Source organism: Azospirillum sp. TSH20, from assembly GCF_003115935.1.
Classification (GTDB): Bacteria; Pseudomonadota; Alphaproteobacteria; order Azospirillales; family Azospirillaceae; genus Azospirillum.
This window is the reverse complement of the sequence record NZ_LGQU01000048.1, coordinates 76,426-96,735: the sequence shown is the minus strand read 5'-3', so window position 1 is coordinate 96,735 and position 20,310 is coordinate 76,426. Positions and strand designations below refer to the sequence as shown.

At 68.0% G+C, this 20,310-nt stretch carries 21 protein-coding genes and 3 tRNA genes; 11 read left to right on the top strand and 13 right to left on the bottom strand.

The window, feature by feature from the left end; all coding sequences use genetic code 11:
* The 3 genes from TSH20_RS14130 to TSH20_RS14120 form a co-directional block, all read right to left on the bottom strand.
* Positions 1–106, bottom strand: a 106-nt coding sequence (locus tag TSH20_RS14130; protein WP_146207479.1) for a GTP-binding protein, incomplete at its 3' end; no start/stop codon positions are given.
* 80 nt (positions 107–186) lie between these two features.
* Positions 187–260, bottom strand: a tRNA-Gly gene (locus TSH20_RS14125).
* 64 nt (positions 261–324) lie between these two features.
* A tRNA-Tyr gene (locus TSH20_RS14120) sits at positions 325–410 on the bottom strand.
* A gap of 141 nt (positions 411–551) precedes the next feature.
* Between TSH20_RS14120 and rlmB the strand changes: the two genes are divergently transcribed.
* The 3 genes from rlmB to TSH20_RS14105 all read left to right on the top strand — a co-directional run bounded on the left by rlmB (position 552) and on the right by TSH20_RS14105 (position 2,033).
* A complete protein-coding gene (gene rlmB, locus TSH20_RS14115; RefSeq protein ID WP_109075330.1) occupies positions 552–1,466 on the top strand; it encodes a 23S rRNA (guanosine(2251)-2'-O)-methyltransferase RlmB in 915 nt (304 codons plus the stop codon).
* 83 nt (positions 1,467–1,549) lie between these two features.
* Positions 1,550–1,625: transfer RNA gene (locus tag TSH20_RS14110), tRNA-Thr, on the top strand.
* 144 nt (positions 1,626–1,769) lie between these two features.
* A complete protein-coding gene (locus tag TSH20_RS14105) occupies positions 1,770–2,033 on the top strand; it encodes a hypothetical protein (RefSeq protein ID WP_109075329.1) in 264 nt (87 codons plus the stop codon).
* Between the two features lie 104 nt (positions 2,034–2,137).
* On the opposite strand, the gene TSH20_RS14100 is transcribed toward TSH20_RS14105, so the two are convergent.
* Positions 2,138–2,719, bottom strand: coding sequence for a polysaccharide biosynthesis/export family protein (locus tag TSH20_RS14100; RefSeq protein WP_247870556.1), 582 nt, complete (start codon positions 2,717–2,719; stop codon positions 2,138–2,140).
* Positions 2,720–3,091: 372 nt separating this feature from the next.
* Positions 3,092–4,360, bottom strand: coding sequence for an outer membrane beta-barrel protein (locus TSH20_RS14095; protein WP_109075327.1), 1,269 nt, complete (start codon positions 4,358–4,360; stop codon positions 3,092–3,094).
* Between the two features lie 417 nt (positions 4,361–4,777).
* Here TSH20_RS14095 and TSH20_RS34955 point away from each other — a divergent pair, with 417 nt between their 5' ends.
* The 6 genes from TSH20_RS34955 (at position 4,778) to TSH20_RS14070 (ending at position 10,692) form a co-directional block, all read left to right on the top strand.
* Positions 4,778–4,951, top strand: a complete 174-nt coding sequence (locus TSH20_RS34955) for a hypothetical protein (RefSeq protein ID WP_158281995.1) — start codon at positions 4,778–4,780, stop codon at positions 4,949–4,951.
* 368 nt (positions 4,952–5,319) lie between these two features.
* Positions 5,320–5,760 (top strand): MarR family transcriptional regulator, encoded by a 441-nt coding sequence (locus TSH20_RS14090; RefSeq protein ID WP_109075326.1) that lies wholly within the window; start codon positions 5,320–5,322, stop codon positions 5,758–5,760.
* Between the two features lie 151 nt (positions 5,761–5,911).
* A complete protein-coding gene (locus TSH20_RS14085) occupies positions 5,912–7,183 on the top strand; it encodes an ABC transporter substrate-binding protein (RefSeq protein WP_109075325.1) in 1,272 nt (423 codons plus the stop codon).
* A gap of 211 nt (positions 7,184–7,394) precedes the next feature.
* Positions 7,395–9,242 carry an ABC transporter permease gene (locus TSH20_RS14080; RefSeq protein ID WP_109075324.1) on the top strand — a complete coding sequence of 616 codons (1,848 nt, stop codon included), beginning with the start codon at positions 7,395–7,397 and terminating at the stop codon, positions 9,240–9,242.
* Positions 9,239–9,982 (top strand): ABC transporter ATP-binding protein, encoded by a 744-nt coding sequence (locus TSH20_RS14075; protein WP_109075323.1) that lies wholly within the window; start codon positions 9,239–9,241, stop codon positions 9,980–9,982. Before TSH20_RS14080 ends, TSH20_RS14075 begins: the two co-directional genes overlap by 4 nt.
* Positions 9,979–10,692 carry an ABC transporter ATP-binding protein gene (locus TSH20_RS14070; RefSeq protein ID WP_109075322.1) on the top strand — a complete coding sequence of 238 codons (714 nt, stop codon included), beginning with the start codon at positions 9,979–9,981 and terminating at the stop codon, positions 10,690–10,692. Before TSH20_RS14075 ends, TSH20_RS14070 begins: the two co-directional genes overlap by 4 nt.
* Positions 10,693–10,711: 19 nt before the next feature.
* Here the strand turns inward: TSH20_RS14070 and TSH20_RS14065 are convergent, their stop codons facing one another.
* The 7 genes from TSH20_RS14065 to TSH20_RS14035 all read right to left on the bottom strand — a co-directional run bounded on the left by TSH20_RS14065 (position 10,712) and on the right by TSH20_RS14035 (position 16,745).
* Positions 10,712–11,749 (bottom strand): ABC transporter substrate-binding protein, encoded by a 1,038-nt coding sequence (locus TSH20_RS14065; protein WP_247871121.1) that lies wholly within the window; start codon positions 11,747–11,749, stop codon positions 10,712–10,714.
* Positions 11,750–11,800: 51 nt separating this feature from the next.
* A complete protein-coding gene (locus tag TSH20_RS14060) occupies positions 11,801–12,625 on the bottom strand; it encodes an ABC transporter permease (RefSeq protein ID WP_109075321.1) in 825 nt (274 codons plus the stop codon).
* Entirely contained in the window at positions 12,618–13,391 is a 774-nt protein-coding gene (locus tag TSH20_RS14055) for an ABC transporter ATP-binding protein (protein ID WP_109075320.1), read from the bottom strand. Before TSH20_RS14055 ends, TSH20_RS14060 begins: the two co-directional genes overlap by 8 nt.
* 175 nt (positions 13,392–13,566) lie before the next feature.
* Complete coding sequence (locus TSH20_RS14050; RefSeq protein ID WP_109075336.1) at positions 13,567–13,899, bottom strand: hypothetical protein; 333 nt, start codon at positions 13,897–13,899, stop codon at positions 13,567–13,569.
* A 68-nt stretch (positions 13,900–13,967) separates the two neighbouring features.
* Positions 13,968–15,116 (bottom strand): ABC transporter permease, encoded by a 1,149-nt coding sequence (locus tag TSH20_RS14045; protein WP_109075319.1) that lies wholly within the window; start codon positions 15,114–15,116, stop codon positions 13,968–13,970.
* Positions 15,113–15,976: an ABC transporter permease gene (locus tag TSH20_RS14040; protein ID WP_109075318.1), complete on the bottom strand. Its 864-nt coding sequence runs from the start codon at positions 15,974–15,976 to the stop codon at positions 15,113–15,115. Before TSH20_RS14040 ends, TSH20_RS14045 begins: the two co-directional genes overlap by 4 nt.
* On the bottom strand, positions 15,969–16,745 hold the full coding sequence (locus TSH20_RS14035; protein WP_247871122.1) for an ABC transporter ATP-binding protein: 777 nt from the start codon (positions 16,743–16,745) through the stop codon (positions 15,969–15,971). The genes TSH20_RS14040 and TSH20_RS14035 overlap by 8 nt, the downstream gene beginning before the upstream one ends.
* Positions 16,746–17,404: 659 nt before the next feature.
* Here TSH20_RS14035 and TSH20_RS14030 point away from each other — a divergent pair.
* Complete coding sequence (locus TSH20_RS14030) at positions 17,405–18,034, top strand: hypothetical protein (protein WP_109075317.1); 630 nt, start codon at positions 17,405–17,407, stop codon at positions 18,032–18,034.
* A gap of 24 nt (positions 18,035–18,058) precedes the next feature.
* Here TSH20_RS14030 and TSH20_RS14025 read toward each other — a convergent pair whose 3' ends face one another.
* Positions 18,059–18,322 (bottom strand): DUF3126 family protein, encoded by a 264-nt coding sequence (locus TSH20_RS14025; RefSeq protein ID WP_085088058.1) that lies wholly within the window; start codon positions 18,320–18,322, stop codon positions 18,059–18,061.
* A gap of 293 nt (positions 18,323–18,615) precedes the next feature.
* Between TSH20_RS14025 and TSH20_RS14020 the strand changes: the two genes are divergently transcribed.
* Positions 18,616–20,310 carry a caspase family protein gene (locus TSH20_RS14020; RefSeq protein ID WP_109075316.1) on the top strand — a complete coding sequence of 565 codons (1,695 nt, stop codon included), beginning with the start codon at positions 18,616–18,618 and terminating at the stop codon, positions 20,308–20,310.

Here is a 20,310-nt window from a genome sequence, read left to right as displayed (position 1 = left end):
GCACCTTCGTGATCGCCGCCGTCAGCGACGTCTTGCCGTGGTCGACGTGGCCGATCGTGCCAACGTTGCAGTGCGGCTTGTTCCGCTCAAACTTTGCCTTCGCCATCGCTTTGGTCTTTCGTTCCCGACGTTCCGGACGCACACAATGGCCCGGCCGAGATCCGTTTTCCGTGGCGCACGCGGGATTGGAGCGGGTGAGGGGAATCGAACCCCCGTCGTAAGCTTGGAAGGCTTCTGCTCTACCATTGAGCTACACCCGCCTAAGCATCCCGCCGGCGCGACCGTCCGGGGCAAACGCGATCACGGACAAGCCGTGGAAAGTAGTGGTGGAAGGGGCTGGATTCGAACCAGCGTACGCTAACGCGGGCAGATTTACAGTCTGCTGCCTTTAACCACTCGGCCACCCTTCCAGTCCGCGGCTTGGCAGTGCCCGCCGCGGAGTTCGGCAATATGCGAATTTTTCAGACCTTGTCAACACGGGTTAAGCGGTTCACACCAGAAAAAATTCGGCTGCAGTCCGCTGCGGCCCCCTCCCCTTCTTCGTGGGTATCATGACGCGCTCCAGACATCCCGGCTCCGGCCCCGCTTCCAGCCGTTCTTCCGACCGCAACGCCGAGCGGTCCGGCGCCAAGGCGCAGCACGGGTCATCGCCGCGGCAGGACCAGGCGGACGACTCCGGGCGGGCCGGCCGTCGGCCGGCGAAGGGTGGCCGTCCGCCGGCCGCGCGCGGCGTTCTTCTCTATGGCCTGCACCCGGTCGCCGCCGCCTGGACGAATCCGGAGCGGCGCATCCACCGGCTGCTGGCGACCGACTCGGGCCGGGCCGCGCTGGAACCGGCTTTCGCGGCGGCGCGCGCGTTGGGGCTGCAACGGCCGGAGGCCTCGCCGGTCGACCGCATGGAACTTGAGCGGATGCTGCCGCCGGGCGCCGTCCACCAGGGCATTGTCGTCGACGCCTCTCCCCTGCCGGAACTGGGCATCGAGGATTTGTGCAACGAGTTGGAGTCCGAGAAGTCGGCGGTCATCGTTGCGCTCGACCAGGTGACCGATCCGCACAATGTCGGTGCCATCCTGCGATCCGCCGCCGCCTTCGGCGCCCGCGCCGTGGTGGTGACCGAACGCCATGCGCCGGAAACCACCGGCGTGTTGGCGAAGAGTGCATCGGGCGCGTTGGAAGTGGTGCCGCTGATTCGCGTCACCAACCTCGCCCGCGCGCTGACCGACCTGCAGCAGAACGGCTTCTGGTCGGTCGGGCTCGCCGAATCGGGACAATCGACTTTGGCCAAGCTGGATCTGACGGGCAAGACCGTGCTGGTCATGGGGGCGGAGGGCAGCGGGTTGCGCCGGCTGACGATGGAGCGCTGCGACGCCATCGCCCGCCTTCCGACCGGCGGCCCGGTGGGCAGTCTCAACGTTTCCAATGCCGCGGCGGTGGCTCTGTACGAGGTCGCCCGCCTGCGCGAGTGACCACGAAGTGGATCCGGTGCGGCCAAGTGCTTGTTTGCACGGAAAAGGGACGCTAAGGTGTGCCTCCGCCAAGCGATGGGCGCGCCGGATTAGCTCAGCTGGTAGAGCAGCTGATTTGTAATCAGAAGGTCACGGGTTCGATTCCTGTATCCGGCACCACCGCCCGCTGGGGATGTACGGGCAAGGCCATGGCCGCCCCGATGCCGCACTGGCGGTATTGTCACCACGGAACCCTTGGACGGCAGCACGGTTGGAGGAGGCATTGAAATGCCCCCTGACACCAGCTTGTGCGAAAGGCCGATCATGACCAAGCCCCAGCGCCCCGAGTCGGGCGGTAACACGCCCACCACTCCCAGCGCGGAGGCCCATCGGATGCGCGCGGACATCGACCGCGGGCTGACCGGCGACAAGGTTCCGGCCACCGATCCCGCCGCGGCCCCGCTCGGCACCGACGACGAGGCTGCCGGCACCACGCCGCCGCACGGCATGTCGCGCGATCCCATCGTCCCCAAAGACCAGCGCATCCCGCCGGGCCAGAAGAAGGGCGGCGACACGCTCGACACCTGACCGCCTGATTGCAAGACGTCCAAGACGGCAAAAAGCCCGGCCGGGGATCCCGGTCGGGCTTTTTATTGTCAGGCGTCCCGCCATCGACCCTCGGAAGCCTGGGCTCAGAAATAGCGCTCCGGCACCCGGACGACGTCGTCCGGCATCACCGAGGTGGTGATCGGAGCCTTGCGGATTTCCTTCTTGGGATCGGCGCCGCGGGTGATGAGGACGTAATCCTCCTTGGCACGGTAGGTGTAACCACCGGCCATCGCCACGGCCGACAGGGCGGTCATGCCGTTGACATACTGGTACTGGCCGGGGTTGCGCACCTCGCCCAGGATGAAGAAGGGCCGGTGGTTCAGCACCTCGACGCTGACCTTCGGGTCCTTCACATAGCCGGCCGAGAGGCGGGTGGTGATTTCCTTTTCAAGGTCGCGGGTGCTGCGGTCCTTGGCCGAGACTTCGCCGATCAGCGGCATGGCGACCTTGCCGGTGCCGTCCACGCGGAACTCGCCGGACAACTGTTCCTCACCGAACACGATGACGCGCAAGGCGTCGCCCGGGCCGAGATGGTACTCGCCGATCTGACCGGCGCTGGCGGTCTCCATCGGCGCGTCGTTGCCGGCACAGCCGACCATGGCAACGGCGAGCGCGGCCAACCCGATCCCCTGGCCCAGCGCACGGAACATATGACGTCGATTCATCCCTAAACCCTTTCCCTGGCTGGTGGATGCCTGCCGCAGCGCCGGTCCGGTCCTGATCACCGGTCCGGTTGGCCCGGATGGATGGAACGGCTCCTTGGAACCACCCATCCGCCGGCCGCCTTGCAGCGGCGTCCTTTGGTCACGCACCTGAATTCGGGTGGAGACTAGCAACTCGCAAGCGCTTGGGAAAAAGTGGAGAGGAATTACCGCCTTCGGATCCCCCCAATACATCGCTGCCCGCTACAAAATCAGGCATAAGAAAAGGGCGCCCGTCATAGGACGGACGCCCTGCCCTGTTCAGCAAAACCTTTAGGACCTTCGGCCGGGACTTTCCCGGACGGACGATCCGGATTCGGCGGATTACAGCCAGGATTACATCTGAGCGCCGAGTCGCAGGTAGATCAGGTTGTCGCTGTACTCGGCCGCACTCAGGTTGGAGTTGCGTTTTTCATAGGTGTAGCCGCTGGTCAGATACAGGTAGCGGTTCATCTGATAGGTGCCGCCGATGCCGGCCGTATAGACCTTGTCGTTGCGGTCGTTGCCGTTGAAGTCATCCTGGCGGTACTGCAGCCGGGCGTTCAGCACCAGGGAGCGCAGCAGCTCGTGATCGACGCCCAGGGCGAACAGGGTGCGGGTGTAGCTGGAGGCGGTGCCGAAGCCCGGGCTCGACGAGGTCTCGCGCACCTGGCGGCTGGCGGTGGCGCTGATGCCGGTCAGCTGGGTGACCGCCCAGTTCAGGCGCCCGCCGAAGGACAGGCCGCCGAAGTCCTCCAACCGCGAATCCTTGTAGTTGCGGACGAGATAGCCGGCGAAGACCTCGCCAGTGATCAGGCCGGTCAGTTCCGTGGCGAGGCCGCCAACCACCTCATATCCGTCGGAGTCGCGATCAAAGCCGGAGAAGTCGCGGTCATTCTTGTGGCGGGTCCAGGAATAGGTGCCCTGGACGAAGGCCTCATAGCCCTCGATGAACTCGTAGCCGACGCGGCCGACCGTGGCATATTCCCAGCGATCGCGGTCGCCCTGGGGGGCGACGCCACCACCGATTACCCCGACGTCATCGTACGAAATGTACTGGGCAGAACCGGACAGACGGGCGCGCAGACGGTTGAAACGCTGGGAATAACCGGCCTCGCCGCCGCTGGTGCGGTAGGTCACCGGTTCCGTATAACCCTGCAGGCTGTTGATGTCGCCGCGTCCCTCGTGGTTGCGGCGGTGGAACAGCCGGGCGTCCAGCGCGCCACCCTTGTTCACGTCGTAACGCCCGTCGGCCTGCAGGGCATAGTCCGTGTAGTTTTCGCCGGAATGGTCGCTGTAGCGGCCGGTATCGGCGGAGGCGGAGAAGTTCAGCGCATGGGCCGCGAAATCGGACTTGATGTCGACCCGCGGGCGGACGGTCCAGATGACGTCGTCCTCGTGGTTGTCGCGGGTGGCGTAGACGTTGGTTTCATAGGTGGCGCCGGCTTCCACCCGCGGCAGGAACAGGAAGGAGCCGGCGCGGACGCCAAGCTGCTCCAGCTCCGGCCGGCGGCGCTCCAGCACGGTTTCGCCACGCTGCAGGTCGTCCTGGGCGGCGGCGGGAAGCGACGTCAGCCCGGTCGAGGCGAGAGCGAGGGCGAGGAGGGAAAGGGTGCTGGTTTTCATGGAGTCACCGCGCTTGGCTGGGTTCGGTCGGCTCTGGGTTCGGTCGGCCCATCGGGCCGGGGGCCGGCCCCTTGGTGGGACACGTCCGGGCGCCGCCTTCCGGCGGGAACCGATGCGGACGCATCCTCGGCAAAGACACAACAAACCGTGCTCCTTCCGCAACAGTGAAGCCCGGCCGCCGCCGCTTTTGCCGGGTCCTGTGGTGTGGCCGCAACAAAGGGCCGGCAATGGGACAAGACCGGCGGTGGCAATGATTCGCTTGATTCCAGCCTCTTTTTCAAATGGTCGTAAGATGAAGGTCATAGCCAGCGGCCGGCAGAACTGGCGAAGCTCCCCCGTCCCTGCCCTGCCCCGACTTGGAACCGTCCGCCCAGCACCGGGTTGTTCATGACGATTCCTGACCTGGAAAGGTGCCGTATGACACGCCGACTCGACACGCCGCCGTCACCGCCCTCGACCAAGCGCCCGCCCGACGCCACCACCCCACCCTACACGCCGGGCGGGGTGACGCCCCCCGATGGAGAGGGTCCGGCAAGTCCTGCCGAGAAGACCGCTCCGCCCGACAGCTATCCGCCCAAGCGGAAACCCTGACGAAGAAAAGGCGGTGAGAAGCGGCGGCGACCGAAGCGTATCATAGCGGCGGCGTCATGAATCGGCGATCGGGTTCACCCGAATTGCGGCAGAAGCAGCGCTTGCCTTGTTTTCGAACTTGCGCCGCTTCTTTTGTTGCGCCGACGATCACGTTCGCATTCCTGTGGCTCTATGACGCATCTGCGAAGGTTGCACTGCGGCCATTGCGTTTTCTACCCTTTCCATGAGGAACGCATAATGGATGCAACAGGTGGCAACAGGCGGCAAACGCCGGGCCACCGCTGCCCACGCAGCCGGGAGCGGCGGTCCGTGCCCGCCCCAGCCTTCGCCCCGGACCGAAGGCGGGCGCGAACCACGGGCCCGTTGCCATGGACGACTTCGGACGACTGCCTCCCGACGACTACCAGTTGGCCGGCCAGGTTCACCACCGCCTCCGCCGCGCCCATCAGCGCTCGTCGGCGATCTTCATCGACCTGATCGGCGATTCGCTGCTGACCCCGACCCAATGGGCGGCCCTGGCCACCCTGTATGCCGAGGGTCCGCTGTCGCAGAACCAGCTCGGCCGGTTGACCTACATGGATCCGGCGACCACGCAGGGCGTGATCCTGCGGCTGGTGGAGCGCAATCTGGTCGAACGCCAGCCCGACCCGCAGGACCGCCGCCGCACCAGCGTCCGGCTGACGCGGATCGGGCAGGCGCTGGTCGTCGACCTGACGGCGAACGCCGCCGCCGCCCACGAACGCACGCTGGAACCGCTGTCGGAAGAAGAGCGGGTGCAGTTCATGGCCCTGCTGGCCCGCCTGATGTAGGCGGCATTGCCTGACGGTTTGGGAAAGGCCGAACGGGAAGACCCCGATCAGGCGGTGACTTTTGCGCGGGGTTTGCTATGAACGCGGTGTGTTGCGTCGCACCGCGACCCGGACACGCCGCTGGTCTCTCACGAACCGGGGTCCCCGCAGGATGAAGCACCGCCACCCGAACGCCTCGCCGACGGCGAAGTCCCTTCTTTCCGCCGCTTTGTTCGCCGCGATCTCTGTCGCCGCGCTCGCCACCGGTCCCGCCGCGGCCCAATCTGCGAAGGAGCCGGTGAAGTTCAGCGGCGCGCCGGTGCGGGTGGGCGAGATCAACAGCTACACCGGCCTGCCTGCCTTCACCATCCCCTACCGCCAGGGCTGGCAACTGGCGCTGGAGGAGATCAACGCCCAGGGCGGCGTGATCGGCTGCTGCGAGCTGCAGGTCGTCTCGCGCGACGATGCCGGCAAGCCCGACGACGCGGTGCGCGTCGCGCAGGAGTTGGTGACGAACGAGGCGGTGGACGTGCTGGCCGGCACCTATTTCTCCCACATCGGTCTGGCCGTCGCCGATTTCGCCGCACGCAACAAGGTACCGTTCGTCGCGGCGGAGCCGCTGACCGATGCCATCACCTGGGCCAAGGGCAACCGCTACACCTTCCGCCTGCGCCCCAGCACCTACATGCAGGCGGCCATGCTGGTGGAGGAGGCGGCAAAGCTGCCGGCCAAGCGCTGGGCAACCGTCGCCCCCAACTACGAATACGGCCAGTCGGCGGTGGCGTGGTTCAAGCAGCTGCTGAAGGAAAAGCGCCCGGACGTGGAGTTCGTGGCCGAACAGTGGCCGGCCCAGGGCAAGCTGGAGGCAGGCCCGACCGTCCAGGCGCTGGCCGCCGCCAAGCCCGACGCGATCTTCAACGTCACCTTCGGCGCCGATCTGGCCAAATTCGTGCGCGAGGGCGAGGGTCGCGGCCTGTTCCGCAACCGCAAGGTCGTCAGCCTGCTGACCGGCGAACCGGAATATCTGGAGCCGATGAAGGACGAGGCGCCGGAAGGCTGGATCGTCACCGGCTATCCCTGGGACCAGATCGACACGCCCGCCCACAAGGCCTTCGTCGCCGCCTACACCGCGCGCTTCAAGGAATCGCCCAAGGCGGGTTCCATCGTCGGCTACATCACCATGAAGGCGGTCGCCGCCGCGATCACCAAGGCCAAATCGGCCAATTCGGAGCCGATCGTCGATGCGCTGGCCGGCCTGACCATCGACAGCCCGGTCGGCCCGATCACCTTCCGCGCCTCCGACCATCAGGCGACCATGGGTGCCTATGTCGGCACGACGACGGTGAAGGACGGCCGCGGCACCATGAAGGACTGGCACTATGCCGACGGCGCCAACTACCTGCCGCCCGACGACGAGGCGCGCAAGCTGCGGCCGGCGGAGTAAGGCGCCAGCTTCGATTGCCCCCACCTAACCTCCCCCGCTCTCGGTCGACCGGAGGTCGATCCGATAAGGGGGAGGGACTGCCGCCGAACGTCGACAAAGCTCCTATCCCCTCCCCCACCCAGCTCTCGCACAGCAGGCGGACCATAGGTCCGCTGAGAGCGGGGGAGGGTTAGGGTGGGGGCAAGAGTCCGCATAAAGTAACCCCCGCCCCATGTCCTTCCTCCTCGTCCAGGCCCTCAGCGGGCTCGCGACCGCGGCGACGTTGTTCCTGGTGTCGTCGGGGCTGACCATCGTGTTCGGCGTGACGCGGATCGTTAATTTCGCGCACGGCTCCTTCTATATGGTCGGTGCCTATGCCGGCTGGTCGCTGATCGAGCGGTTCGGCGGCACGCCGGCCGGCTTCTGGGGGTCGGTCGCCGCCGCGGCGCTGGCGATGGGTGTTCTCGGCGCCGCCATGGAGATCGGGCTGCTGCGCCGGCTCTACCGCTCACCGGAGCTGTTCCAGCTTCTCGGCACCTTCGGCATCGTGCTGGTGGTGCAGGACCTGACCGCCTGGGCCTGGGGGCCGGAGGATCTGCTGGGCCGCCGGGCGCCGGGCTTGAAGGGCTCCATCGACATTCTCGACCAGCCCTTCCCGCTCTACGACCTCGTGCTGATCGGGCTCGGGCCGCTGGTGCTCGGGTTGTTGTGGCTGCTGTTCAACCGCACCCGCTGGGGCACGCTGGTGCGGGCGGCGACGCAGGACCGCGAGATGACCAGCGCGCTGGGCGTCGATCCGGCGCGGCTGTTCACCGGGGTGCTGTTCCTGGGTTGCGCGCTGGCCGGGCTGGGCGGCGCGCTGCAGGTCCCGCGTGAGGCGGTGACCCTGCAGATGGACATGGCCATCGTGGTGGAGGCCTTCGTCGTCGTCGTGGTCGGCGGCATGGGCAGCCTGAGCGGCGCCTTCCTCGCCTCGCTGCTGATCGGGCAGTTGCAGGCCTTCGGCATCCTGATCTTCCCGCAGATCACGCTGGTGATCGTCTTCCTGTTCATGGCGGTGGTGCTGGTGCTGCGCCCCCATGGCCTGCTCGGCCGGGCGGAGGAGGCGCCGCCGACGGCACCCTCCACTGTGACCGTGCCGCTGTCGGCCGGACGCCATGCCGGGGCTTGGGCGCTGGCCCTGCTGGCGGTCATGGCCGCGGCGCCGCTGGTCGCCGGCGATTATGCGCTGATCCTGTTGACCGAAGTGGTGATCCTCGCCCTATTCGCCGCCAGCCTGCATCTGCTGATCGGACTGGGCGGGCTGGTGTCGTTCGGCCATGCGGCATGGTTCGGGCTGGGCGCCTACGGATCGGCCCTGCTGGTCAAGCATCTGGACGCGCCGATGCCGCTGGCGCTGGCGGGCGCGCCGATTCTGGCCGGGCTGGGGGCGCTGGTGGCGGGCTGGTTCTGCGTGCGGCGGTCGGGGCTGTATTTCGCCATGCTGACCCTGGCCTTCGCGCAGATCGTCTGGTCGATCGCCTTCCAATGGTATGCGGTGACCGGCGGCGACAACGGCATCCTCGGCGTATGGCCGTCGGCCTGGGCGGCGGGCAAGGCGGCCTATTACTGGCTGACGCTTGCGCTGTGCGGCGGAGCGCTGTGGCTGCTGCGCCGGGCGGCCTTCGCCCCCTTCGGCTATGCGCTGAGGGCGGGGCGCGACTCGGGGCTGCGGGCGGAATCGGTGGGCATCGACGTGCGTCGCTTCCAGTGGATGGCCTTCGTCCTGGCCGGTACGGCGGCGGGTTTGGCCGGCGGCCTCTACGCCTTCGCCAAAGGCAGCGTCTTCCCCACCCTGCTGGCGGTGCCGCAATCGGTCGACGCGCTGGTGATGGTGCTGATGGGTGGCATCCAGACCGTCGCCGGACCGCTGGCCGGTGCCGCGGTCTTCCACCTGCTGGAATCGGAGGTGATGAGCATGACCGACTGGTGGCGGCTGGTGCTGGGCCTGATCATCATCGCCCTGGTGCTGGTCTTCCCCAAGGGGATCGTCGGCTTCCTGTCCGGCCTGCGTTCGAATTTCGGGCGGAGGCGGGCATGAGCGAGTTGGTGGTGCGCGACCTGCAACGCTCCTTCGGCGGGGTGCAGGCGGTGGGCGGCGTGTCCTTCACTCTGCGATCCGGCGACCTGCTGGCGCTGATCGGCCCAAACGGGGCGGGCAAGAGCACCTGCTTCAACCTGCTGAACGGGCAACTGCGGCCCGACTCGGGCTCGGTCAGGCTCGACGGCACTGAGCTGGTCGGTCTGCCGCCGCGGCGCATCTGGGCACTGGGGGTCGGCCGCACCTTCCAGATCACCGCGACCTTCGCCTCGATGACGGTGGCGGAGAATGTGCAGATGGTGCTGCTGTCGCGTGCCCGCCGGCTGTTCGGGCTGTGGCGCCCGGCCGCCGAGCAGTTCCGCGAACCGGCGCTGGCCCTATTGGACCGCGTCGGCATGGCGGCACAGGCCGACCGCCCCTGCGGCGTGCTGGCCTATGGCGACGTCAAGCGGGTCGAGCTGGCAATGGCGCTGGCAAGCGAGCCCACCGTCCTGCTGATGGACGAGCCGACGGCCGGGATGGCGCCGGCCGAACGCCTCGCCCTGATGGCGTTGACGGCGGAGCTGGTGCGCGAGCGCGGCCTCGCCGTGCTGTTCACCGAGCACGACATGGACGCCGTTTTCTGCCACGCCACCCGCGTTCTGGTGCTCGACCGCGGCCGGCTGATCGCGGAGGGATCGCCGGATGCGGTGCGCGCCGACCCGCGTGTGCAATCCGTCTATCTGGGAGGCGAGGCGTGAGCGAAGCTCTGCTGACGGTGGAGAGTCTCCAGGCTTGGTACGGCCGCGCCCATATCCTCGACGGCATCGGCCTGACCGTCGGGCGCGGCGAGGTGGTGGCGCTGATGGGCCGCAACGGCGCCGGCAAGACCACCACGCTGAAGGCGATCATGGGGCTGGTTGAGCGCCGCGCCGCGACCCTGCGCTTCGACGGCCGCGACCTGTCGGCCCTGCCCGCCCACCGAATCGCCCGGCTCGGCGTCGGCTATGTGCCGGAGGACCGCCGCATCTTCGCCGACCTGACGGTGGAGGAGAACCTGGAGGTCGGCCGCCAGCCGCCCCGCCCCGGTGCCCCGACCTGGACTCCGGAAAAGCTGTTCGCCCTGTTCCCCAACCTCGCGGAGATGCGCGGCCGCCGCGGCACCCGGATGAGCGGCGGCGAGCAGCAGATGCTGACGCTGGCCCGCACGCTGATGGGCAACCCGTCGCTGCTGCTGCTGGACGAACCGTCGGAAGGGCTGGCGCCGCTGATCGTGAAGCAGATGGCCGACGCGGTGCGACGCCTGAAGGCCGAGGGGCTGTCGGTCCTGCTGTCCGAACAGAGCCTGTCCTTCGCCTCGGCCGTCGCCGACCGCGCCTGCGTCATCGAAACCGGCCGCCTGCGCTGGACCGGCACAATGGCGGAGCTGATGACCGATGACGGGGTTAGGGCGGCGTACCTGGCGGTTTGACCGCCCCCTCCCCTTCTCGTCATTCCCCGGCGACGCTGAGATCCATCACCGACTTCGGGTCCAGCGACTTGTCGACCTGACCTTCCGACTGCCAGAACTTCACCTGATTGACCACATCGTCCACCAGCAGGCGGGCCTGCGGGTCGACATAGGGAAGGCCGGCGGCGACGATCTCCGGCTTCTGCTTGGTGGCGTCGGCAATGATGCCCAGCAGCTCGTCATAGCCGGGACCCTTCACCAGATTGCCCGAGGCGTCCTTGCCGTTGAAGGCGGTGTGGTATTCGGCCAGCGCGGTCTTGTAGGCGCGCATGAACTTCTCCACCAGCGGGCGGCGGTCCTTCATCGTCTTCGGCGCGGTGAACAGGGCGCCGAGCTGCCAGGGCGTCTCGTCGCCGACCCAGCCCAGGATCTTGCCGGCGCCGTCGGTCGCCAGCTGCCGCGACACGGTGGACGGCGCGATGATGGCGTCGACCTGCCCGCCCTTGAAGGCGGCAACCATCTTCGGCACGTCCTGCAGCGGTACCATGGTCACGTCCTTGACCGTAAAGCCGTGCTTCTGCGCCAGCAGCCCGATCATGTAATGGAAGGTCGAGCCGACGGTGGTGATGGCGATCCGCTTGCCCTTCAGGTCGGCCGGCGTTTTCAGACCGGCGTCATAGGCGGCGTTGGTCGCCATATAGGCGCTCAAGGGGAAGCCCGGCTCGTCGCGGCTCTGCGCGGCGATGATGGTGACGGCCCCCTTGGAAGCGAGGTTGTAGAAACCGGCGGTCAGGCCGGTGACGCCGAAATCGACATCGCCCGACGCCACCGCGACCGGCACCTGCTGGGCCGAGGTGAACATCTTCACATCGACGTCCAGCCCTTCCTTCTCGAAATACCCCTTTGCCTTGGCGATGAAGATCGGCCCGGAGGAGGATAGGGCCAGCGCGCCGACCGTCGCCTTCTCCAGCGGCTGCGCCAGAGCGGCGGACATCAGGGTGCCGGCGGCGAAGGCCGCCCCGGCAGTGGCGATCACGGCGCGCCGGGTGAGGCGGGCCACGGTCATGGCGGCGGTCATGGACGGAAATCCTCCCGATGGATGGTTCAGGTTTCTTGTGAAGAGGGCCGGTCAGCGCCAGTTCAGCAGGCGCCGCTCAAGCTGCGACAGAACCGTGCCGATGGCGAGCCCCAGCAGCGACAGGACCAGCACGCCAGCCAGCAGCGTGTCGGTCTGCATCAGGTTGCCGGCCATCAGCACGAAGGCGCCGATGCCGTACTCCGCCCCGATCATCTCCGCCGCCACCACCAGGATCAGCGCGATCGACGCGGTGATGCGGAAGCCGGCCAGGATACCCGGCAGGGCGCCCGGCAACACGATGGAGCGCAGGATCGACCGCCAGGGCAGTCCGAAGCTCTGCGCCATGCGGATCAGGTTGCGCGGCACCTGGTCGATGGCGCTGTAGGTGGCGATGACGGTGGGGAAGAAGACGCCGAAGCCGATGGTGGCGAATTTCGACGGCTCGCCGATGCCGAACCACAGGATGAACAGCGGCAGCAGCGCGATCTTCGGGATCGGGAAGAAAGCCGACACCAGCGGCACCCCCACCGCGCGGGCGGTGGAGAAGATGCCCATGGCGAAACCGACCAGCATCCCGCCCGCCGTGCCCATCACCCAGCCGACGGCGATTCGCGCCAGCGACGCCTTCAGGTTCAGCCAGAGCGAGCCGTCCGTCACCATGCCGGCCAGCGCATGGCCGACGGCGCTCGGCGGCGGCAGGAACAACGGACTGGCGAGGCCGAGGCGGCTCGCCCCTTCCCAAACCGCGATCAGCAGGGCGAAGGCGGCCAGCGCCGCCCAGGAATGGCGCTTTACGGTAAAACCGCCGCCGCGGAAGCGAACCGGCTCGCCGATTGCGGCGGTGGCAGCGACTTTAGGATTCAGGCTGTCAGGCACGGGCGATCTCCCGGTCGGCCATCTGGGCTTCGGCCTTCATCAGGTGCCACAGGCGGTCGCGCACTTCGGCCAGATGGGCCTGCGCCGACGGCTCCTGCCGGCGTTCCCGCGGCTCCTCGATGGTGACCAGTTCGCGGATACGGCCGGGACGACGGCTCAGCACGCAGACGCGGTCGGCCAGCCGCAGCGCCTCATCCAGATTGTGGGTGACATAAAGCGCGGTGGTCTTCTCCCGCCGCGACAGCTCCAGGAAATCGTCCATCAGCAGTTCGCGCGTCTGGGCGTCCAGCGCCGACAGCGGCTCGTCCAGCAACAGCATCGCCGGGCGCACTGCCAGCGCGCGGGCGATGCCGACGCGCTGGCGCATGCCGCCGGACAGCTGCTTGGGCAGGGCGTTACGGAACTCCGACAGCCCCATACGGCGCAGGCCGCTGTCGACGCGCTCGCGCCGCTCCGCCGTGGAGAGCCTGTGATGCTCCAGCACCAGGGCGATGTTGTCCTCCACCGTGCGCCAGGGCAGCAGGGCGAAATCCTGGAAGATGAAGGTGATCGGGTTCAGACAGCCATCCGGCACCTCCCCCTCGACCCGAATGCTGCCGGAGGTCGGGGCGACGATGCCGCCGGCGATGCCGAGCAGCGTCGACTTTCCGCAGCCGCTTGGGCCAATCACGGCCAGGATTTCGCCCTCCGCCAGCGTCAGGTCGATGCCGTCCAGGACGGTCAGATCGTCATAGCGGTGGGTCAGATCGGAAACGAGAAGCCTCATCGTGCCCTTTTATGCCCGCATCTTCGTCGGCGGGATCCGACTGTTCGTTGGGCCCGCCACTATAGCGCGGCGTTCCTTCTCTGGAGAGGGGAAAGGCTTTCCGCATTCCAGCCATACGGCAGTATGGTATTGGCCGGAAGGCGTCAAGGCGCTGTCGGCTTCACGACAGGGTTCGTCAGGCGATGCCCATCGCCGGACCACCGCCGGCCGGACGCTCCAGCGCCCTCAAGGCGGTGGCACAGCGGCCGACCGCGGCCTCCGCCAGACCATGGCGCTCGGTCAGGCCCGCTTCGTCCAGTTCGTCGGGGGTCATCGCCTGCAACAGGACGCGCAAGGTGCGGACATAGGTGCGCAGAAGCGTGGCTTCCTCGGCATGATTGCCCAGCAATCCCGCCTGACCGGCGGCGTGCAAGGCGGCAAGCTCGCCGTCCAGCGACGCCGCAGCCATTTCGATGGCCTGGAGCGCCCGGGTCAGCCGGACATGCTTCAGAACGACGACGACGGCCATGTCCACCTCCCTTGCCGGCTGGAATGGCGGAACGAAAGCAATGGCCGTGCCAGCGGTGGCCGGGTGGTTCAGCGCCGCCGCATCGACGGGTGCCACGCCGTCGTCGCCCGCTCCAGCAGCGCCAGCGCGCCATAAAGGCCGGAACCGGTCAGCGCCGCCACCGCGATGGTCGCCCACACGATGTCCAGGTTCATCCGCGCCACCTCGGTGGAGATGCGGAAACCCATGCCGACCACCGGCGTGCCGAAGAATTCGGCAACGATGGCGCCGATCAGCGCCAGGGTGGAGTTGATCTTCAACCCGTTGAACAGGAATGGCAGCGCATTGGGCAGCCGCAGCTTCACCAGCGTCCGGCCATAGCCGGCGGCGTAGGACCGCATCAGATCCAACTGGATGCGCTCCGAATTGCCGAGACCGGCCAGCGTGTTGATCAGCATCGGGAAGAAGGTCATGACGACGATGACCGCCGCCTTCGACTGCCAGTCGAAGCCGAACCACATCACCATGATCGGCGCGATGCCGACGACGGGGATGGCGCTGGCGAGATTGCCGAGCGGCAGCAATCCGCGGGCAAGAAACGGCACCCGGTCGGCAAGGATTGCCACCAGAAACCCCGCGCCGCAGCCCATCACATAGCCGCGCAGGACGGAGGTCAGCACCGTCTGGCGGAAATCATCCCACAGCACCGGCGCGTTGGCGGCCAGCGCCGCGGCGATGCGGCTGGGCGGCGGCAGCAGGATCGCCGGCACTTGGAAGCCGCGCACCAGCACCTCCCACCCCACCAGCAGGCCCAGGCCGAACAGGCCGGGCACGATGACGGAGCGGGTCCAGCCCGGCACCCCGGCCAGCACCCCCATCACCCGCCACAGCAGCAAGGTCGCCACCACCAGGAACAGCCACAGCCCCCAGCCGGCCGACAGGTCCATTCCCTCTTTCAGCAGGTGGAACGGCAGGAGCCAGGCCAGCGCCACACCGGCCAGCTCCGCCCAGGCGCCCCAGACCCGCTTCGGCGCCGACCGGCCGGCAATCACCGCCAGCACCACGCCGATCAGGAACAGCGGCGCCATCGTTCCGCCGAGCCAGCTGACGGACGTACCGTTCTGCGTGCCCAGCGGCAGGGCCAGCGCCACCAGCGCCGGCAGCGCAATGGCGACCAACCCCCAATCGGCGGCACTGCGCAGGCTGGTGCGGTAGGGGTTCGTCAAAGCCTCGCTCATCGCGCACCCGCCCGGCCCAGCAGAACCAGTTCCAGCCCGCGCACCACCCCGATCAGCGCCACCGACAGAAGCGAGGCCATGATCAGCGCCGCCCAGATTTGCACCGTTTGCCCATAATAGGACCCGGACAGCAGCCGCGCCCCCAGCCCGGCCTGCCCACCGGTCGGCAGCTCGCCGACGATGGCGCCGACCACGCTGATGGCGACCGACACTTTGAGGCTGGCGAACAGGAAGGGCATGGAGGCCGGAAGCCGCAGCGACCAGAAGGCACGCATCCCGCTCGCCGAATAGGTCCGCATCAGATCGAGCCACAAGGGATCGGCGGAGCGCAGCCCCTTCACCATGCCGACCGTGATCGGGAAAAAGCACAGATACATGCAGATCACCGCCTTCGGCAGCAGACCGGTCAGTCCGATGTTGCCGAGAATGACCACGATCATCGGCGCGATGGCCAGGATCGGGATGGTCTGCGACGCGATCACCCAGGGCAGCAGGCTGGCTTCCAGCGTGCGGGTGTAGACGATGCCGGCGGCCAGCAGGATGCCCAGAACCAGCCCCATCGCCAGCCCGGTCAATGCCGCCTCCGTCGTCACCCAGGTATGGAACAGCAGGTTGCGCGGGCTGGTCGGCGCATAGCCGGTCAGCGACGTCCACAGCTCCACCACCACCTGATCCGGGGTGGGCAGGATCGGACGCTTCATCGCATAGGCCTGGGCCAGCACGTCACCGAAGGCCGTGGGCTTTCCGGCGCGGGCCAACGTCTCCACCGCCTGCGGCCAGTTCAGCCACGCCGCCCCGACATACCACGCCGCCAGCAGGAGCAGCGTCATCACCGTCACGGGAAGCGCACGCTTAGTCATCGTAGCTGTGCCCCTCCTTCAGCCCCTCGCGCACGCGGTGGGCGATGGCGGCGAATTCCGGCGACTCGCGGATGTCCAGCGTGCGCTCGCGCGGCAGCGAATCGCAGTCGATGACGTCGAGGATGCGGCCGGGCCGCGGGCTCATCACCACGATGCGGGTGGAGAGGAAGACCGCCTCGGCAATGGAATGGGTGACGAAGACGCAGGTCTTGCCGGTCGCCCGCCACAGCTGGGTCAGATGCAGGTTCAGATGGTCGCGCGTGATTTCGTCGAGCGCGCCGAACGGCTCGTCCATCAGCAGCAGGTCGGGCTGCAGGGCCAGGGCGCGGGCGATGGACACGCGCTGCTGCATGCCGCCGGATAGCTGCCAGGGGAACTTGCGCTCGAAGCCCGACAGTCCGACGCGCTCAAGCTGTTCGCGGGCGCGCTGCTGACGTTCGGCCTTGGGCAAGCCCATGATCTCCAGCGGCAGCATCACGTTGCGCTCCACCGTCCGCCACGGATAGAGCGCCGGAGCCTGGAACACATACCCATAGAGCCGCTTCAGCCGCGCCTGTTCCGGCGTCATTCCTTCGATGACGACATCCCCGGAGGTGGGCCGCTCCAGATCGGCGATCACCCGCAACAAGGTGGTCTTGCCGCAGCCGCTGGGACCGATCAGCGAAACGAAATCGCCACGGGCGATGCTCAGGTCGACCTCGCTCAGCGCCGTGACAGGCTTGTCCGCGGTGGGATAGACCAGCGAAAGCTTGCGCGCCTCGACGACCACCGGGGACGCGGCCCGGTCCGAGCCTTGCCGAGAAGCAGTCGCTTCCCGGATATCGAGCGGATTGGGGAAGGTCACGGGCGGCGGTCCTTCACAGCTCGGATTTGGGGAGCGGACTTGACGGTTCGGTCAGAATCGTCCGTCCTGAAAACTATCACCCCTCCGATTGAGGCGCCAGGGTTGCAAAAGCCCAGCCCTCTTGCCCGAGGACATCAGAACGCAACTTTAAGGAAAATTTTCGCCGAAGCGACATTGGCATGCACATGCGTGCACGGTATTCTCGCGCCGCCAGACGCGCATCACGCGCGAAGGGCAACCGAAAGGAGGTGACGCGAGTGAAAAAATTCCTGAAGTGGCTCGACCGCTTCTGGTTCAAGTTGAAGTTCGAGTTCCAAGCGGGCTTCAACACGGACCAGGACAGGTAAGCCAAAGATGGTGGGGCCGGGAAACCGGTCCCGCCATTCAGGAAGCGGCTCGCGTCACCTCCTGCCCCCGAGATTACCACGCCCCCTACCATTTTCAAGACATGGGCGAAGGGCGACACAAGCGCGACACGCTCCGCGGGTGCGGGCCGTCCATCGTAGGGAAATGGGTGAAAGAACTGGACGGGCGGCACCATGCCGGAACAGGATCACGCCCCTTTACCGCAACACCCTTGAGACATGCCCGCCGCCAAGCCGCCCCCCAGCCTTGAGATCACGCGCGAGGACGGCGCGGCCGGTGCCGTGTTCGTGGCGACCCCGGTGCTGACCCCGGTGATCCGCACGCGCTATCTGCTGATCGCGGGGCTTCTGGCCACGGGCTTCATCGCCGGGGCCGGTCTGGCGCCCGAGGAACTGGCCGGCATGCTGCAATGGCTGGCGGTCTTCTGCGCGGTTCCGGTGCTGCTGCTGTGGGTGGTGATGCTGACCGAGACGGTCCAGTGCCGGGCCGTGCGGCTGGGCGTGACGGCACGCGGGCTGACAGTGGACGGTTCACGCATCCATGCGCATGAGACGATCCGCGATCTGGCGCTGTACCCGATGGTGGGCGGCAAGCCGCTGTTCGTCGCCTGGATCGACCCGGCGCACGATTACGGCCACAAGGCGGAGATGAACCTCGTCGCCGGCAACGTCGCGCCCAATGATGCGGTGAAGGCGGAACTGAAGGCGGCGGGCAGCCGCAACGTACGGCTGGTCATGCACCGGCGCGGGGGGCGCAAGGCGATCGTGCTGGTGCGCGGGTTGACCCTTTCGGGCGGGCAGACCCTGCTGGCCGCCCTGGCGGCGGAGCTTCGCGCTCACAGCCGCTAGGGCGTCAGGAAAAGACCAGCGTGATCAGCGGCGCGGAATGGCCGGCGGCTCCGGCAGGTCCTCTTCCAGGATGACGACGTTCAGGGCATAGGACACCTCGCCCTCGTCCTCGTCACGGTTCAGCGTGCCGAAGAACTCGCCATCCACCGTCACTTCGGCCGACTGGCCGGCCTTGGCCGGCGGCTCGATCACGATCTTCGGATTGCCCAGCGTCTTGCGCAGGTACATCTGCACGCGGGCGATTTCGGTGTCGGACATCCGGACGACGGACGGCTTGGCGGGCGGCATGGCGAACCTCGTTGTCTGCGAAGGAGCGTCATATAGGCGGCTTCGCCGCGAAGGGAAAGCGATACCTCGCCGGATCTCCTCCCTCCCGCCGGAGACGCGGCGCCTGCTCCGGCTCCGCCCATTGTCCACGCGGGGTAACGCCGGCACAGTCCGCCGCCCCGAAAGAGCGGGGTCCCCGACTGGTGGAAAAGGCTATGCTCCCGGCGGCGGTACGCAACCCGGCATCGGGCGGCGCATAGGATCATGCCCGTGCCGGAGGCTGCCGCGCAGACGAAGGATGGAACGCCGTGACGATGACCCCGACTGCAAGCCATGCCACCCGCCGCAAGACAGGAGGATGGAGGCGTCGCCTTGAAGCGACCGTCCTCACGGCGGCGCTGCTGGCCGCCCTGCCCTTCGGCGGCGCGCTGGCGGACACTGGAAAGCGCGTGGCGCTGGTCATCGACAATGGCCGCTACACGGCGCTCGACGGCCGCTCGGACCATGCCGCCGCCAATGCCTCGGCCATGGCGTCGGCCTTGCGCAACGCCGGTTTCTCTGTGACGCGGGCCGACAATGTCGGGCGGATCGCCATGGAATCGGCGCTGGAGCGCTTCCGCGAGGCGCTGTCCGGTGCCGACCTCGGCTTCGTCTATTACACCGGCCTCGCCGTCGGACTGGGGGAGCGGGAGTTCCTGCTGCCGGCCGACGCCGCGCCTACGGGTGCGGAGGACCTGCCGCGCGCCGCCCTGGACCTCGACACCGTGTTAAGCGACCTGCGGGACAGCGGACGCAAGGCGGTGGTGGTGATCGACCCCGGCATCGCCGAGGCGCTGGCCCAGCGGGTCGGCGGCGGCGCGCTGGGCACGCCGATCGAGGCGGACGGACTGTTCGTCGTCTACGCCCACCGTCCGGGCGTGCCGCCGGTGCCGCCCAAGTCGGGCAAGGGTCCCGATCCCTTCACCGCCGCGCTGGCGCGCGAGATGGTCAAGCCCGGCATCGCCTTCCGCGATTCGCTGGCCGAGGTGGCGCGCGCCGTCGCCGAACGCAGCGACGGCCGGCAACTGCCCTGGCTTCAGGACCGGTTGGGCAGCAATCTGGTGCTGGTGCCGGCCGTGGCATCGGCGCCCGCCAAACCGCCCGCCACACCGCCGGCCGCGTCCACCACATCTCCGGCAAAGGAACCGCCCGCGAAGGAACCGCCCGCGGTGACCACCCCAAGCCTTCCGCCCGGCGAATATGAGATGGCGAAGTCGAGCACCCTGTTCGACCGGCCGGCCGTCGGTGCGCGCGGCGTCGCACAACTGTCGGCCGGCAGCATGGTGACGGTGTTGGAGGCTGTGCCGGAAGGAAGCTGGCTGCGCGTGCGCGATCCGGCCGGCCGGACCGGCTATCTCACCGCCGGCGTGCTGGCCACCCGCTGGGCCGACCCATCGCCACTCGCCGCCCGCGCCCGTGGTCCGGTGGAGGCCGGCCCCTCCTTCGGCGATCCCGGCATAGAGCAAGGGATGGAGCCGCCGGCCGCCGGCAATTCCGATCCGATCCGGACGGAGCAGCCGCGCAGCTTCCCGACCGCGCCGCCCGGCACCGGCTTCACTGTCCCGGACAGCCCGGCGGTGGAAGCGGAGCAGCAGGCGATGCGCACGCTCGGCGATGCCCGCACCGCCGCGGATCGGGCGCGCAGCCGTCCCGACAGCCGATACTGGAGCTACGGCTTCGCCGGCGGCGACCGTTATGAAGGAACCTGGGCGCAGCCATCCTCCGGTTCGGGGCTGGGCCGGCCGATCCGCCAGGGGGCGGGCGTCTACCACTTCGCCAACGGCCAGACCTATGAAGGGGAATGGTCGGGCGACCTGATGTCAGGCTATGGCGTGATGACCTTCACCGACGGCAGCCGGTTCGCCGGGCGCTTCCGCGATGGCCAACCGGACGGGCCGGGCGTCTTCCACTACGCCAATGGCGGACAGAGCGCCGGCCTGTGGCGCGGCTCCGTCCGCCTGGACCAGTAA

What these genes read in the sequence shown, in the direction of transcription:
- TSH20_RS14050 (WP_109075336.1), bottom strand. Translation starts at nt 13,899, where the DNA reads ATGGCCGTCGTCGTCGTTCTGAAGCATGTCCGGCTGACCCGGGCGCTC.
- TSH20_RS14030 (WP_109075317.1), top strand. Translation starts at nt 17,405, where the DNA reads ATGCCCGCCGCCAAGCCGCCCCCCAGCCTTGAGATCACGCGCGAGGAC.
- TSH20_RS14090 (WP_109075326.1), top strand. Translation starts at nt 5,320, where the DNA reads ATGGACGACTTCGGACGACTGCCTCCCGACGACTACCAGTTGGCCGGC.
- TSH20_RS34955 (WP_158281995.1), top strand. Translation starts at nt 4,778, where the DNA reads ATGACACGCCGACTCGACACGCCGCCGTCACCGCCCTCGACCAAGCGC.
- rlmB (WP_109075330.1), top strand. Translation starts at nt 552, where the DNA reads ATGACGCGCTCCAGACATCCCGGCTCCGGCCCCGCTTCCAGCCGTTCT.
- TSH20_RS14020 (WP_109075316.1), top strand. Translation starts at nt 18,616, where the DNA reads ATGACCCCGACTGCAAGCCATGCCACCCGCCGCAAGACAGGAGGATGG.
- TSH20_RS14065 (WP_247871121.1), bottom strand. Translation starts at nt 11,749, where the DNA reads ATGACCGCCGCCATGACCGTGGCCCGCCTCACCCGGCGCGCCGTGATC.
- TSH20_RS14095 (WP_109075327.1), bottom strand. Translation starts at nt 4,360, where the DNA reads ATGAAAACCAGCACCCTTTCCCTCCTCGCCCTCGCTCTCGCCTCGACC.
- TSH20_RS14105 (WP_109075329.1), top strand. Translation starts at nt 1,770, where the DNA reads ATGACCAAGCCCCAGCGCCCCGAGTCGGGCGGTAACACGCCCACCACT.
- TSH20_RS14055 (WP_109075320.1), bottom strand. Translation starts at nt 13,391, where the DNA reads ATGAGGCTTCTCGTTTCCGATCTGACCCACCGCTATGACGATCTGACC.
- TSH20_RS14080 (WP_109075324.1), top strand. Translation starts at nt 7,395, where the DNA reads ATGTCCTTCCTCCTCGTCCAGGCCCTCAGCGGGCTCGCGACCGCGGCG.
- TSH20_RS14025 (WP_085088058.1), bottom strand. Translation starts at nt 18,322, where the DNA reads ATGCCGCCCGCCAAGCCGTCCGTCGTCCGGATGTCCGACACCGAAATC.
- TSH20_RS14075 (WP_109075323.1), top strand. Translation starts at nt 9,239, where the DNA reads ATGAGCGAGTTGGTGGTGCGCGACCTGCAACGCTCCTTCGGCGGGGTG.
- TSH20_RS14100 (WP_247870556.1), bottom strand. Translation starts at nt 2,719, where the DNA reads ATGAATCGACGTCATATGTTCCGTGCGCTGGGCCAGGGGATCGGGTTG.
- TSH20_RS14045 (WP_109075319.1), bottom strand. Translation starts at nt 15,116, where the DNA reads ATGAGCGAGGCTTTGACGAACCCCTACCGCACCAGCCTGCGCAGTGCC.
- TSH20_RS14040 (WP_109075318.1), bottom strand. Translation starts at nt 15,976, where the DNA reads ATGACTAAGCGTGCGCTTCCCGTGACGGTGATGACGCTGCTCCTGCTG.
- TSH20_RS14085 (WP_109075325.1), top strand. Translation starts at nt 5,912, where the DNA reads ATGAAGCACCGCCACCCGAACGCCTCGCCGACGGCGAAGTCCCTTCTT.